Genomic DNA, 13,914 nt, shown 5'->3' with positions numbered 1-13,914 from the left:
CAATCTGCTCAGCGGTACGGCCGCATCGGCGGACTTTCTGTGCAGGATGACCATTCCTGGGGGTGCTGTGGCGATCGATCATCTGGACGGGCGCATCATCGTGCTGCTGGCCCAGGAGCCGCGCATCGGTGTGCTGGAGATGTCCCGGCGGCTCGGGGTCGCGCGGGGCACGGTGCAGGCACGGCTGGACCGGCTCCAGTCGAACGGAGTCGTCCGCGGATTCGGCCCCCAGGTGGATCCGGCGGCCCTCGGCTACCCGGTCACCGCGTTCGCGACGCTGCAGATCCGGCAGGGCCAGGGGACCGACGTCCGGGCACACCTGTCGACCGTGCCGGAGGTGCTGGAGCTGCTCACGACCACCGGCAGCGGGGACATGCTGTGCCGGCTGGTGGCCCGCTCGAACGCCGATCTGCAACGGGTGATCGACCGGGTCGTCGGCTTCGACGGCATCGTCCGCGCCTCCACGGCGATCGTCATGGAGAACCCCGTTCCGCTGCGGATCATCCCGCTGGTGGAACAGGCGGCGGCGGAGGGGCGGGACACCCCCTAGCAGCTCGGGACCGAGTCCTTGCCCTTCTCCAGGGCCACCAGGGAGTTCACCGCGCTCTTCAGCGTGGTGACCGGGACCAGCCGCAGGCCCCGGGGCAGTTCCGCCTTGGCGTCCGCGCACTCGTCCTCCGGCACCAGGAAGACACTCGCCCCGTCCCGCCGGGCGGCCTGCATCTTCAGGGCCACCCCGCCGACCGCGCCGACCTTGCCGGCGGGATCGATCGTGCCCGTACCGGCGATGGTGCGGCCGCCGGTGAGGTCGCCGCCGCTGCCGTCGCCGTCCAGCTTGTCGATGATCCCCAGGGTGAACAGCAGACCCGCGCTCGGCCCGCCCACGTCGGCGAGCTTCAGCGTGACCTTGACCTTGTCGGCGCTCAGCCCCAGGTACTTCAGCGCCGCCGCGGTCGCCGCGTCCTGGGACTGCCGCATCTGCGCCTCGTTGTGCTTCTCGATCTCCTTGACCGTGTCACCGCTCGGGTAGACGGCGTCGTGCGGCATGACGGCCCGGTCGGTGCGGAACCAGTTGCCGACCACGTCACCGAGGGTCACCGTGGTGTCGGGGCCGGTCGCCACGATCGTGACCATCCGCAGCTGCCCGCCGGTCCTGCGGACCGGCACGCCGGAGACGGTGATCACCGGGGTGCCCTTGTTCTCGCCGAGCACGTTCGCCGTCATCCCGGGCTGCGCCACCGAGAACGGCAGCGGCGCGAACGCCGCCGTGGCCAGCAGGGCCACGACGGGCAGCGCGCAGACGGCTACGGCCTGGGGACGCGTGAGACGAGAGAGCACGGGATCAATCTAACGCGACCACCGCCTGTGCCTTATGCCGCGTACAGGTCCCGACGCTGCACGGTGAACCGGCGCAGGGCGTCCGGGAGGGGCGCGGTGCCGATGCCGGGCGTGGTCGGCACCGGGAGGTGGCCGTCCTCCAGGACGAACGGCTCGGTGATGTCCTCGGCGAAGTAGCGGGAGGAGGCGGAGGTGTCCCCGGGGAGGGTGAAGCCCGGCAGGGCGGCCAGGGCCAGGTTGGGGGCACGGCCGATGCCCGTCTCCAGCATGCCGCCGCACCACACCGGGACGCCGTGCGCGTGCGCCACGTCGTGGACCCGGCGGGCCTCCAGGTAGCCGCCGACCCGGGCGGGCTTGACGTTCACCACCCGGCAGGCGTCCAGCGCGATCGCGGAGGCGGTGTCGCGGGCGCCGTGCAGGGACTCGTCCAGGCAGACCGGCGTCCGCAGGCGCTGCTGCAGCCGGGCGTGGGCGTGCAGGTTGTTCTCCTCCAGCGGCTCCTCGATCAGCAGCAGCCCGAACTCGTCCAGCCGCCGCAGATGCTCGGTGTCCGCGAGGGTGTACGCCGTGTTGGCGTCCACCTGGAGGGGAAGAGCGGCGCCGAAGCGGTCGCGGACCGCACGGACCGGCTCCACGTCCCAGCCGGGCTCTATCTTCAGCTTGATGCGGACGTACCCCTCGGCGAGGTAGCGCTCGACGTCGTCCAGCAGCTCGGGGACCGAGTTCTTGATGCCGACGGACACCCCGGCGGGCACCCGGTCCCGTACCGCGCCGAGGTAGGTCGCGAGCGGCATGCCGTACGACCGCAGCTCGGCGTCCAGGAGCGCCGTCTCCAGGGCGGCCTTCGCCAGCTCGTGGCCCTTGATCTTCGCCAGGGCGGGGGCGAGCGCGGCCGTGGTGAGGTGCGGGAGGGCGGCCACGCGCGGGATCAGGAAGTCGCGCAGCACGATCTCGGCGCCGGCGACGAACTCCGGGCAGTACAGCGGTTCGGGGTCGGCGGCGAACTCGGACCAGCCCTCGGCGGTGTCCGTGACGGCCCGCAGGAGGAAGGTGTCCTTCGTCGTCATCGTCCCGAAGGACGTACGGAAGGGCGTGACCAGCGGGATCGCCACGTGCACGATCTCTATGCGTTCCAGCTTCATGCGCCCGCCGCCTCCCGGGTGAGGGTGTACCAGCCGTCGCGGGACATGCCGGTGGCCCGGAATCCCTCCGTGAAGGCGTCCAGGAACACGTCACGCACCGCGTGCCGCCAGCGCAGCGCCAGCGCCGGGTCGGCGGCGCGCAGTTTCACGATGTCCTCCGGCACCCGGCACCAGACGTACCGGCCGGCGGGGTCGCGGCGGGCGAGGGGGTCGCCGTCGGGGGCCCTCCGGACGACCTGCCCGCGGGCCTCGACCTCGGGCGGGGCCCCGGACGCCGTCAGATCCCAGGTCACCGTCAGCCGGTCGCTCTCGTCGCCGTCGTTCACGCCGTCGCTCATGGGGCCGTAGAAGTCGACCAGGTACTCGGTGCCGACGGCGCCCAGCTTGACCAGGTTGAAGCGGGCGTTGCGGCCGACCAGCGGGTCGAAGGTCCAGCGCATAGTGCGCGCGCCGAGCCCGGCCGCCCAGTCGCGCTGGGCCAGCTTGACGGCGTGCCCGAGCCCCCGGTCGGCGGCGGCCACCAGCGAGTACGTGCTGTGCTCGGGGCCGAGGACGGCGACGGACGCCCCGGCGAGCCGCTGCCCGTCGTAGGCGGCGTGCACCGCGCCGCCCGCGTGCACCAGGCTGTGCAGGACCTCGGCTGGGTAGGGCGGGGCGGTGCGGGGTGTCTGCCAGACGTCGCTGAAGTAGTCGGCCACGGCCGTCAGGCGCGCGACGTCGTGGACGGTGCGGATGGTGACTCCTGCTGTCATGGCACGAGTCTCGAAGGAGCGTGCGGCGTATGTGTTGTGCGAGCGGCCAAGGGATGCATACGTTCGTTTCACCATCCGCCAACAGCCTGCTGGGACCCTCATGGACGTCTGCACCCTCGGCGATCTCCTGGACGTCGTCGGCGGCCCCGCCCTGCGCCTGCACACCGCGCCCGCCGGCCGGGCCGTGCCGGTCACGGAGGCGGTGCTCCACGACGGCCGCACCCCGCTCCCCCGGCTGCCCGGCGCGCTGCTGCTGGCGGTCGGCGTGCCGGCGGACCGGGCGGGACCGCTGCTGCGGGCGGCGGCGGAGGCCGGGCTGACCGGCGTGGTGGTGCGCGGCGCGGACGGGCCGGTCGCGGAGGCGGACGCGCACGGCGTGGCGCTGCTGTCCGTCGCCGAGGACGCCGCCTGGCACCACGTGCATCTGCTGCTGGCCTCGGCCATCGCCGCCCGGCCCACCGCCGTCGCCCCGGACAGCGGGCTCGGCGACCTGTTCGCGCTGGCCGACGCGATAGCGACGGCGACCGGCGGGGCCACCGCCGTCGAGGACCCCCGGCAGCGGATCCTCGCCTACTCCACCGTCCCCGGCCAGCCGATCGACGAGGACCGCCGGCAGGGCATCCTCGGCCGTCAGGTGCCGACGACCAGCACGGAGAACACCGAGCAGTACCGCCGGCTGTTCGCCGCCGACCGCCCGCTGCGGCTGCCCGCGCTGACCGACGGCGACCTGCCCCGGCTGGCGATGCCGGTGCGGGCCGGCGGGGAGACGCTCGGCTCGGTGTGGGTGGTCGACGACGGCGCCCTCGCCCCGGATGCCGAGGACACCCTCGCCCAGGGCGCCTCGACGGCCGCCCTGCTCCTGCTGCGGGCCCGCGCGGCCCGCGAGCTGGCCCGGCACCGGGGCGGCGAGCTGCTGCGCCGGTTGCTGGACGGCACGGCGGCGGAGGCGACGACGGCCGCCGAACGGCTGGGCATCGCCGGCCCGGCCAGGGTGGCGGCCTTCGTCCTGGCGCTGGACTTCGCCGGGAGCGTCCCCGACACCGAGCGCACGGCGTCGCGCCTGCTGGACGTCGTACGGCTGCAGTGCGAGGCGCGCTACGGGCGGCACGCGGGTGTGCTGGTGGACGGGGTGGTGTACGCGGTGCTGCCCGGTCCGGGAGAACGGCACAAGCGGCTCGCCGAGGACATCGTGGCGCGGGCCGGGCAGGCGCTGCGGGTGCCGGTGCGGGCGGCGCTCGGCGAGGTGGTACCGGACGCGGAGGGGCTCACCCACTCGCGGGCGGACGCGGATCTGGTGCTGCGGGTGCTGGACGCACAGCTGCCGGTGGCCACGGTGGACGAGGTACGGGCCCGGGTGACGCTGCTGCGGCTGGCCGAAGTGATGGCCGGGCGGCGGGAGTTGAGCGCGGGCGCGTGGCGGCGGGTGCTGGCGTACGACGCCGCGCACGGCACCGAGTACGCGCGCACGCTGGCGTGCTGGTTCGACGCGGGCTGTGACATGGCGGGCGCGGCGAAGCGCCTCGCCGTGCACCCCAACACCTGCCGCTACCGCCTCAGACAGCTCCAGCAGCACGCCGGGGTCGATCTGGACGACCCCGACGAACGGCTGGTGCTGTGGCTCCAGTTGCGGACGCTGGCCGGGCTCCGCTCAGCCACGCCCTGAGCCGGTCCTCGCAGCTGTGCAGGTGCTCGACGGGGACGTACTCCCCCGCCGTGTGGGCGAGGGACGGGTCCCCGGGACCGTAGTTGAGCGCGGGCACGCCCAGCGCGGCGAACCGGGCGACGTCCGTCCAGCCGAGCTTGGGCCTCGGGGAGGCACCGAGCGCGGCGACGAGAGCGCCGACCCGGTCCAGATGCGGCAGGGCACCCGCGACGACCTCGGTGACACGCACCTCGTACTCCGGGAAGAGCGAGCGCACGTACGCCTCGGCGTCCTGCGGCGAACGGCTGGGCGCAAAACGGCAGTTGACGGTGACGACACACTCGTCGGGTACCACGTTCCCGGCGACCCCGGCCCGTACGGCGACGGCGCCGAGCCCCTCCCGGTACTCCAGCCCGTCGATCACGACCCGCTGCGGCCGGTGCGCGTCGAGGCGCCGGAGGACCTCGCCGGCCTTGTGCGCGGCGTTGACGCCCTGCCAGGCGCGGGCGGTGTGGGCGCGGGCGCCCTTGACCACGATGTCGGCGGTGAGGATTCCCTGACAGCCGGCCTCGACGCCCGCGTCGGAGGGCTCCATGAGGATCGCCAGGCCGGCGTCGGCGAGCAGCTCGGGCCGCTCGGCGCCGATGCGGGCGAGCCCGTTGCGCTCGCCTTCGACCTCCTCGCACTCGTAGAGGACGAAGGTGAGATCGCGGACGGGCGCGGACAGGGCGGCGGCCAGCCGCAGCGCGACCGCGACCCCGCCCTTCATGTCGCAGGCGCCGAGCCCGTGCACCCGGCCGTCGGCGAGCCGGGAGGGCAGGTTCCGCGCGGCCGGGACGGTGTCCAGGTGCCCGGCGATCACGACGCGTTCGGGACGGCCGAGGCCGGTGCGGGCGACGACGGAGTTGCCGACCCGGTCGACGGTGAGGTGGGGCAGGCCGCGCAGGGCGGCGTGGACGGCGTCGGCGATGGCCTTCTCCCGTCCGCTCTCGGAGGGCAGGTCGACGAGGGCACGGGTGAGGGTGACGACGTCGGCGGTGAGGTCAAGCGTGCTCATACGAGGTCCCGGGACTGGTTCAGCTGGGAGTGGCGGATGCCGTAGAGGCCGTAGACGACGAGTCCGGCCGCCATCCAGGCGCCGAACGCGATCCAGGTGTCGGCGCCCAGGCTGCCCAGCATGTAGACGCAGAAGCCGACGCCGAGCAGGGGCGTGAGGGGCGACAGGGGCACCCGGAAGGAGCGCGGGATGTCGGGGCTGCGCCGGCGCAGCAGCACGACCGCCAGGTTGACCAGCATGAACGCGAAGAGCGTGCCGATGCTGGTGGCGTCGGCGAGGCTGCCGAGCGGGACGAGGGCGGCGAGGACGGCGATGAACCCCGAGACGATGACGGTGTTGGCGCGGGGCACTCCGGTACGGGGGTGCACCTTGGCGAACAGGGGCGGCAGCAGCCCGTCCCGGGCCATGGCGAACAGAATGCGGATCTGCCCGTACTGCACGGTGAGCACCACACTGGTGGTGGCGACGACCGCGCCGACGGACAGCAGGACCGGCCACAGATTCCCGCCGCCGACGGCTCGCACGAGCACCTCGCTGAGCGTGGCCTCGGTCCCGGCGAACTGCTTCCACGGCATGGCGCCGAGCGCGGCGACCGCGACGAGCACGTACAGGACGGTGACCAGGACGAGGGACAGGATGATGGCCCGCGGCAGGTCCCTCTGCGGGTTGCGTGCCTCCTCACCTGCGGTGGAGGCGGCGTCGAAGCCGATGTAGGAGAAGAAGAGGGAGGCCGCTCCGGCGCTCATGCCGGCGGCGCCGAGCGGGAAGAGGGGGTGGAAGTTCCCGGCGCGGAAGGCGGTGAAGGCGACGGCGCAGAACAGCACGAGGGCCGCGATCTTGACGCCGACCATGACGGTGTTGGCGACGGCGCTCTCCTTGGCGCCGCGCAGCAGGACGACCATGGCGAGTACGACGATGAGGGCGGCGGGGACGTTGAGGGTGCCCCCGGCTCCGGGCGGCGCGCTGAGCGAGTCGGGGAGCGAGACGCCGAAGGTGAGCTCCAGCAGCTCGTTGACGTACTGCCCCCACCCCACGGCGACGGCCGCCACGGAGACCCCGTACTCCAGGATCAGACACCAGCCGCACACCCAGGCGACCAGCTCGCCGAGGGTGGCGTAGGCGTAGCTGTAGGACGATCCCGAGCCGGGGATCATGCCGGCCAGCTCGGCATACGACAGCGCGGAGAACAGGGCGGTGACGCCGGCCAGCACGAAGGAGATGACGACGGCGGGCCCGGCCTCGGGGACGGCCTGGCCCAGCACCACGAAGATCCCCGTGCCGAGGGTGGCCCCCACGCTGAGCAGCGTCAGCTGGGCCACGCCCATCGTCCGCTTGAGCCGGCTGCCGGCGGCATCGCCGAGGAGGCGTTGCACCGGCCGGCGCCGGGTGAGGCTGTGTGTCCTGGTTCTTGCTGCTGTGGCCTCCGGCCGGGTGTCCACTGTGTCCACCGCGCTGTTCCCTCCGCCTCGGGGCTGTATGAGCCTTGATGATGCGGAGGGGGTGGGGCGGCGGGGTGGGCGGATCGGCCAAAGGTGGGGGGTGGCGATTGGCCGGATGAGCAAAGGGCCGGCGGGTCGTTTGCCTGTGCGGCTGGGTGGGGCTGGTGGCGGGGTCGTTTGCCTGTCCGGCTGGGTGGGGGCTGCTCGCGCAGTTCCCCGCACCCCTTCGGCGCTCGGCGAGCGACCCGGCCCACGGGCACCTGCAGCGCGGTGCACCCGGCACCGGCCCCCGCGTCAGCGCAACGCCTCGGCGACCTCCCGCGCCGCTTCCACCACCCTCGGCCCCACCCGCTCCGGCACGGAGTCCGCCAGCATCACGACGCCCACACTGCCCTCGACCCCGGTGACCCCGACCAGCGGCGCCGCGGCCCCGCTCGCCCCGGCCTCCAGCTCACCATGGGTGAGGGTGTACCCGGGATCCACGGACGGCGACTGCCGAGCCGCCAGGATCGCCCGGCCCGCCGCCCCCCGGTCCAGCGGATGCCGGAACCCGGCGCGGTACGCCACGTGATAGTCGGTCCACGTCGGTTCGACCACGGCGACGGCCAGCGCCTCGGTCCCGTCCACCAGCGTCAGGTGCGCCGTCGCGCCTATGTCCTCCGCCAGCGCCCGCAGCGCGGGCAGCGCGGCCTCCCGCACCAGCGGATGCACCTGCCGGCCGAGCCGCAGCACCCCGAGGCCCACCCGGGCTCGACCGCCCAAGTCACGCCGTACGAGCGCGTGTTGTTCCAGCGTGGCGAGCAACCGGTACACCACGGTACGGTTCACGCCCAGTTTCGTGGACAGCTCGGTGACGGTCAGCCCGTGGTCGGTGTCGGCCAGCAGTTTGAGGACGCGCAGTCCCCGGTCGAGCGTCTGAGAGGTCTCCGCGGTCACGACGCCCACTCCTTTGGTGGTGAGGCCGGCGGTCCCCTGAGCGGCGGATGCGTCACCGAGTCCCGTCGGCGACGCGCCTCAGAGGCCGCCGATCGGCAGAACGGCCCGGCGGCTCCGGGTCATGTCGCTTCACGGCTGCGCTCCGCGGCGGCGCTGCCACGGGGCGTGTGCGTAGCGGGACAGTAGCGAAGCAGGTTCGCTCAGCGGAAGTCTCAGTCCAGAATCCGGGCAAGACCAGTTCCGGCCTGCCGCAATTCGTCCGGAAACGCACGGGCCCCAGGAACTGACACACGCCAATCCCTGGGGGGTCCGGGGCGACGCCGGCCGTCAGTCCCAGCGGGGCGTCAGCGCATGCGCGTAGCCCACTCCTGCATCTTGGCGATCCGCTGCCGCAGCTGCCCCGCCGTGGCCTCCGCGCTGGGCGGTCCCCCGCACACCCTGCGCAGCTCGGTGTGGATCACGCCGTGCGGCTTCCCACTCTGGTGCACATACGCGCTGACCATGGTGTTCAGCTGCTTGCGCAGCGCCATCATCTCCTTGTGCGTGACCACCGGCCGCCGCTCGGCGGGCAGCTCCAGCAGGTCGGCCTCGGTGTCCGGTTTCTTACGGCTGTGCGCGATCTGGCGGGCCTGCCGCTTCTGCAGGAGCAGCTGCACCTGCTCGGGTTCGAGGAGCCCCGGGATACCGAGGTAGTCCTGCTCCTCCTCGCTCCCCGGGTGCGCCTGCATGCCGAACTCGGCGCCGTCGTACAGCACCCGGTCGAAGACGGCGTCGGACTCCAGCGCCTCGAAGGGCAGCATGTCCTGCTCGCCGGTGTCCTCGTCCTGCTGCTTGTTCGCCTCCTCCATCTCCTTCTCGGATTCGGCGTACGGGTCCTCCTCGCCCTCCTTCTTGGGCTTGTCGAGGGCGTGGTCCCGTTCCTTCTCCATTTCGTTGGCGAAGGTCAGCAGGTCGGGCACGGTCGGCAGGAACACGGACGCGGTCTCGCCGCGCCGCCGGGACCGTACGAAACGCCCGACGGCCTGCGCGAAGAAGAGAGGGGTCGAGATCGTCGTCGCGTACACGCCCACCGCGAGCCGGGGGACGTCCACGCCCTCGGACACCATCCGGACCGCGACCATCCACCGGTCGTTGCTCTCGCTGAACTCGTCGATCTTCTTCGAGGCGCCGGCGTCGTCGGACAGCACGAGCGTCGCCTTCGTCCCCGTGATCTCACGGATGAGCTTGGCGTAGGCGCGGGCGGAGTCCTGGTCGGAGGCGATGACCAGCGCCCCCGCGTCCGGGATGGCCTTGCGGACCTCGGTCAGCCGCTGGTCGGCGGCACGCAGCACGCTCGGCATCCACTCGCCGCGCGGGTCCAGCGCCGTACGCCAGGCCTGGCTGACCGCGTCCTTGGTCATCGGCTCGCCGAGCCGGGCGGCGATCTCGTCACCGGCCTTGGTGCGCCAGCGCATGTTGCCGCTGTAGGAGAGGAAGATGACGGGCCGGACCACGTGGTCGGCGAGGGCGTTGCCGTAGCCGTACGTGTAGTCGGCGGCGGACCTCCGGATCCCGGCGTTGTCCTCCTCGTACGTCACGAAGGGGATGGGGTTGGTGTCGGAGCGGAACGGCGTACCGGTCAGCGCGAGCCGGCGCGTGGCGGGCTCGAACGCCTCCAGGCAGGCCTCACCCCAGGACTTGGAGTCACCGGCGTGGTGGATCTCGTCGAGGATGACGAGCGTCTTGCGCTGCTCGACCCGGTTGCGGTGCAGCATGGGCCGCACGCCGACACCGGCGTAGGTGACCGCGACGCCGTCGTACTCCCGGCCGAGGGGCCCCGCGCTGTACTCGGGATCGAGCTTGATCCCGATCCTTCCGGCCGCCTCGGCCCACTGCTTCTTCAGGTGCTCGGTGGGCGCGACCACGGTCACCTGCTGCACGACGTGGTGGTGCAGCAGCCAGGAGGCGAGCGTCAGCGCGAAGGTGGTCTTGCCGGCGCCGGGCGTGGCGACGGCGAGGAAGTCACGCGGCTGCTCCTGGAGGTACTTCTCCATCGCCCCCTGCTGCCAGGCACGCAGCTTGCTGGCGGTACCCCAGGGCGCGCGGCCCGGGAAGGCGGGCGACAGGTGATGGGAGTGAGCGGAGGAAGCAGTCATAGGGGCGGGCCCGGAGGGTCCTCCGTTGACGGTGGTGGCGGGCGACGGGCGGGCGGTAGTCACGGTCTCCGTATGTCTTGCGGGTCGGGGGCTCGGCTACGTATGACAACCGGGCCACCCTACCGGCGCCCCGCGCCCGTCAACGCCCGGACGAGCCCGGGTCGCCCTCGGGTGGGATCCACGTCACAGCCGCCGCAGCCGCCCCGCGATCACCGTGACATCACTGACGTCTCCCGAGGCCACATCGATGACCAGGTCGTATGCGGTGTCCTGGTCGATGTCGGCGAGATCCACTCCGTTGCAGGCCAGGAAGGTGGCCGTCGCCAGCCAGGCGGTGCGCTTGTTGCCGTCGACCAGGGGGTGGTTGGCGGCGAGGGCGTGCAGCAGGGCGCCCGCCTGCTCGTACAGGTCGTCATAGGCGGCCGTGCCGAACATCCGGGCCCGGGGCCGGTGCACGGCGGAGACCAGCAGCCCCGGTTCCCGCGCCTCGGGCGGCCGGCCGCCGAAGGCGATCTCGGCGATGGCGGTGACCTCGGCGACGGTCAGGTGACGGCTCATTCGCCCAGCCTCCGCAGCAGGTCGGCGTGGCTGCGCGCAAGGCGCTCGGCGTGCGCACGGACGACCGCCTGCTCCTCGTGCAGATACCGGTGTACGGCCTCAAGCACCACCGCACCGGTCCGGCGGCCGGAGGCGTCGGCGAGGTCGTCCAGCGCCTGCCGGGTGGCGGCGTCGAGGGAGAGGGTCAGCTCCTGCATGGGAGGAAGGCTACGGCCCGCAAGATCACCGGGCGACGGATTTTGTCGGACCAACGCCGGGCCGGCGGCCCCCTCCTCCCCCCAGCGCTCCCACGCCCCGTTCATGAACGCCGTATGGCAGTCCCGTTGCACCCCCACCGATCCCCTTGAGCCCGGGAAGCACCTCGCCATAACGTCATTTCCACGAACACGGCCGTGTGCCCGAGTGGTTCAGGGGCTCGCCTGCAAAGCGAGTTACGTGGGTTCGAATCCCGCCACGGCCTCTGAGGCCTTGACCAGGCAGAAGACAAGGGCGGCACCCGTAACGGGGTGCCGCCCCTTCTCCCTTGGCCGAGTCATCCGCGAGGGGGATTGAGGCGGTTCATCGGGTAGGTCGGTCTGATCACCGCGTAGGGCCGGTAGACGGGCTTGTCGGTGAAGGACGCACTCAGTGGCGTGGAATAGTCGTCGAACTGGGTGAGGGGGCCGATTCCGGCGAACAGTTCCACGGTCCGGACCATGGAAGCGGTGCTGTAGAAGGTCGAGTCGATCCTTCCCGTCTGGGTGTACGGGCTGATTGCCAGGGCGATCGTCCGGTGGGCATCGATGTGGTCGGGCCCGTCCTGGGCCTCGTCCTCGGTGACGAGGATGGCGGTGTCCTTCCAGAACTGCGAGTGGGACACCGCATCCACCAGCCTTCCGAGGGCGTAGTCGTTGTCGGCCACCATCGCCTTGGGGGTGGGCCGACCGGCCCTGGTGCCCAAGGTGTGGTCACCGGGGAGCTGGATGAACTGCACCGTCGGCATGTCGCCCTTGGTCTCGTACCTGCGGAAGCTCTTCAGCCACTGGTCGATCCGTGGGGTCAGGCAGTCCTTCTTGGTGGCCGCGAACGTTCCCGCCGAGTCCGGGCAGCCCACCTCCACCTGGAACCCGTGGTCCGTCCGGGCGTCGAGCACCGGATCCGCGGCGTGCGCCTCGTTCCCCCGACGCGTCACGTAGAAGCCGAAGTTGGCAAAGCTCACACCGGCCTTGTCGAGGCGCTGCCAGAGATAGGAGTTCCCGGGCTCCTGCGCGGCGTTCTCTTCGGCGTTGTTCCCGCCGGCATAGACACCCTTGCGGCCCGAGTAACGTGCAGGCCACATCTGCTCGTCGTAGGGGTTGGAGTTGGCCTGGACCGCCCAGTTCCAGCCGCTGGCGCTGACCTTGCCATCGGCATAGAAGTTGTCGATGGTGGTGAAGCGCCGCGCCAACTCGCGCGTGTTGGGCGCCGACTCGTCCCCGAACAGGTTGAGGCCGGGGTCGCCGTTGCCCTTCTCCAGGCTGCCGAGCACCTGGTCGTAGCTGCGGTTCTCCTTGACCATGTAGATCACATGCTTGACGGGAGTCCCTCCGCCGGGCTTGCGCGGCACGACGGCACCACCGCCCCCGGTCACCGGGGCGTTGTTGCGCTGCACCTGGCGGGTGTACTCAGCCAGGCGTTCGCCCGATGCCGGCACGACCACACTGCTCAGCGTGCCGAAGCCCATCGACGCGAGCTGCCGGCTGGGTGCCGCCCCGATGGGGCGCTCGGGATCGGGGTGTCCGGGACCGTTGTTCGGGCCTACCCCCAGCCCCTTGGCGTTCGTGATCCAAAGGCGTCCGTTGCGCCAGACCACCGCACTGGGGTACCAGCCGGTGGGGATCTGCCCCAGGATCCTGCCGCTGGTCGGATCGAGCACCGACACGCTGTTGTTGCCCGAGTTGGCGACGTAGAGCCGGTTACCCGCGGAATCCAGGGCCAGGCCCGTGGGGTTGCTGCCGATGAGAGGCTTCCGGGGAGGCGACAGGGAGAACCGGCGTACCACGCTCCTGGTGGGCAGATTCACCATGCTGACGCTGTCGGCGTCGCCGATCGCGACGTACAGCTTCCGACCGCACGCGGAAAGCACCGACTTGTTCGGATGCAGACCCACCTTGATCCGCCCTGTCACCCGGGGCGCCGCGCCCGCCACATCAACGATGTCCAGGGTGTCGGCACCCTGGTTCGACACGTAGGCCGTTCGCCCGTCCTTGCTGAGCGTCACCCACACCGGCCGACGGCCTGCGGCGACGGTCTGCACACGCCGGCTGACGGTGTCGGCGACCGTCACGGCGTCACCGCGCTGATCGGCGACCACCAGCTTTCTTCCGTCCGGGGTGATGGCCAGGCCGGCCGGGAACAGTGTGACGGCCTTGCCGTCCGGGGACTTGGTGGGCAGCTTGATGGGATCACGTTCGGTGAGTCGGCCACCGGTGAACGACAGCACCCGGATCTTGGAGTTCGCCGCGGCACTGGCATAGGCAGTCCTGCCGTCCGGACTCCACACCAGGCCGATGTACAGCGACTCCGGTGACGGATACGACAGTGTCTGGACGACCTTGTTCGTCCGGGTGTCGACCAATTGCAGACTCTGTACGCCCTGACCGTCGTTGGTCACCAGCAGATGGCGACCGTCCGGGTGAAGAGCTGCGTTCAGTGGGAGGTCCCCGAGCCGGGTCTGGTCCCCCGCTGGTGTGACCCGGTATCCCAGGGGCGTAACTGCAGTGCCGTCCTCCCTGGGACCGGCGGTCTTGATGGTGAGCGCGGATGACAGGGTCCGCTTCGTTGCCACGGCCGACGGAGCGTCGGCCGGGGCAGAAGGGACAGTGACCGGATCCCCGAGTGCCCAAGCGGTGGCGGCGGTGGCTATGACTGCCCCACCGATCGCGAGCGTGCGGAGG

The 13,914-nt window shown here is 71.8% G+C and carries 12 protein-coding genes and 1 tRNA gene; 3 read left to right on the top strand and 10 right to left on the bottom strand.

Going from position 1 to position 13,914, the window contains the following annotated elements; all coding sequences use genetic code 11:
• The first annotated feature begins 67 nt into the window (after positions 1-67).
• A complete protein-coding gene (locus ACIGXP_RS15590; protein ID WP_363213938.1) occupies positions 68-550 on the top strand; it encodes an Lrp/AsnC family transcriptional regulator in 483 nt (160 codons plus the stop codon).
• Here ACIGXP_RS15590 and ACIGXP_RS15585 read toward each other — a convergent pair.
• The 3 genes from ACIGXP_RS15585 to ACIGXP_RS15575 are packed head-to-tail and all read right to left on the bottom strand — an operon-like array spanning position 547 to position 3,232.
• Complete coding sequence (locus ACIGXP_RS15585) at positions 547-1,338, bottom strand: S16 family serine protease (protein WP_399768570.1); 792 nt, start codon at positions 1,336-1,338, stop codon at positions 547-549. The two genes, ACIGXP_RS15590 and ACIGXP_RS15585, sit on opposite strands and share 4 nt — an antisense overlap.
• Positions 1,339-1,370: 32 nt before the next feature.
• Complete coding sequence (gene menC / locus ACIGXP_RS15580) at positions 1,371-2,480, bottom strand: o-succinylbenzoate synthase (protein WP_399768566.1); 1,110 nt, start codon at positions 2,478-2,480, stop codon at positions 1,371-1,373.
• The gene (locus tag ACIGXP_RS15575; RefSeq protein ID WP_399768564.1) at positions 2,477-3,232 is read right to left on the bottom strand and encodes a chorismate synthase; all 756 of its coding nucleotides are present in this window, start codon (positions 3,230-3,232) and stop codon (positions 2,477-2,479) included. Before ACIGXP_RS15575 ends, menC begins: the two co-directional genes overlap by 4 nt.
• A 100-nt stretch (positions 3,233-3,332) precedes the next feature.
• Here ACIGXP_RS15575 and ACIGXP_RS15570 point away from each other — a divergent pair, with 100 nt between their 5' ends.
• Entirely contained in the window at positions 3,333-4,895 is a 1,563-nt protein-coding gene (locus ACIGXP_RS15570) for a PucR family transcriptional regulator (protein WP_399768562.1), read from the top strand.
• On the opposite strand, the gene dapE is transcribed toward ACIGXP_RS15570, so the two are convergent.
• From dapE to ACIGXP_RS15540, 6 genes are all read right to left on the bottom strand, one after another.
• Entirely contained in the window at positions 4,786-5,931 is a 1,146-nt protein-coding gene (gene dapE, locus ACIGXP_RS15565; RefSeq protein ID WP_399768560.1) for a succinyl-diaminopimelate desuccinylase, read from the bottom strand. The genes ACIGXP_RS15570 and dapE overlap by 110 nt on opposite strands.
• Complete coding sequence (locus tag ACIGXP_RS15560) at positions 5,928-7,379, bottom strand: amino acid permease (protein ID WP_399768558.1); 1,452 nt, start codon at positions 7,377-7,379, stop codon at positions 5,928-5,930. The genes dapE and ACIGXP_RS15560 overlap by 4 nt, the downstream gene beginning before the upstream one ends.
• 285 nt (positions 7,380-7,664) lie before the next feature.
• Positions 7,665-8,306: a helix-turn-helix domain-containing protein gene (locus tag ACIGXP_RS15555; RefSeq protein WP_363213898.1), complete on the bottom strand. Its 642-nt coding sequence runs from the start codon at positions 8,304-8,306 to the stop codon at positions 7,665-7,667.
• A gap of 344 nt (positions 8,307-8,650) precedes the next feature.
• Positions 8,651-10,441: a DEAD/DEAH box helicase gene (locus ACIGXP_RS15550; protein WP_399768556.1), complete on the bottom strand. Its 1,791-nt coding sequence runs from the start codon at positions 10,439-10,441 to the stop codon at positions 8,651-8,653.
• 183 nt (positions 10,442-10,624) lie between these two features.
• Positions 10,625-10,999 carry a type II toxin-antitoxin system death-on-curing family toxin gene (locus tag ACIGXP_RS15545; protein WP_399768554.1) on the bottom strand — a complete coding sequence of 125 codons (375 nt, stop codon included), beginning with the start codon at positions 10,997-10,999 and terminating at the stop codon, positions 10,625-10,627.
• Entirely contained in the window at positions 10,996-11,196 is a 201-nt protein-coding gene (locus ACIGXP_RS15540) for a hypothetical protein (protein ID WP_399768552.1), read from the bottom strand. The genes ACIGXP_RS15545 and ACIGXP_RS15540 overlap by 4 nt, the downstream gene beginning before the upstream one ends.
• A gap of 191 nt (positions 11,197-11,387) precedes the next feature.
• Here ACIGXP_RS15540 and ACIGXP_RS15535 point away from each other — a divergent pair.
• Positions 11,388-11,459: transfer RNA gene (locus ACIGXP_RS15535), tRNA-Cys, on the top strand.
• Between the two features lie 72 nt (positions 11,460-11,531).
• On the opposite strand, the gene ACIGXP_RS15530 is transcribed toward ACIGXP_RS15535, so the two are convergent.
• Positions 11,532-13,631 carry a bifunctional YncE family protein/alkaline phosphatase family protein gene (locus ACIGXP_RS15530; RefSeq protein WP_399768550.1) on the bottom strand — a complete coding sequence of 700 codons (2,100 nt, stop codon included), beginning with the start codon at positions 13,629-13,631 and terminating at the stop codon, positions 11,532-11,534.
• Between the last annotated feature and the right edge of the window lie 283 nt (positions 13,632-13,914).

This window comes from Streptomyces sp. NPDC053069 (assembly GCF_044546895.1).
GTDB lineage: Bacteria > Actinomycetota > Actinomycetes > Streptomycetales > Streptomycetaceae > Streptomyces.
Note: the sequence above shows the minus strand (reverse complement) of the source record. Positions and strands in the feature narration are given on the sequence as shown.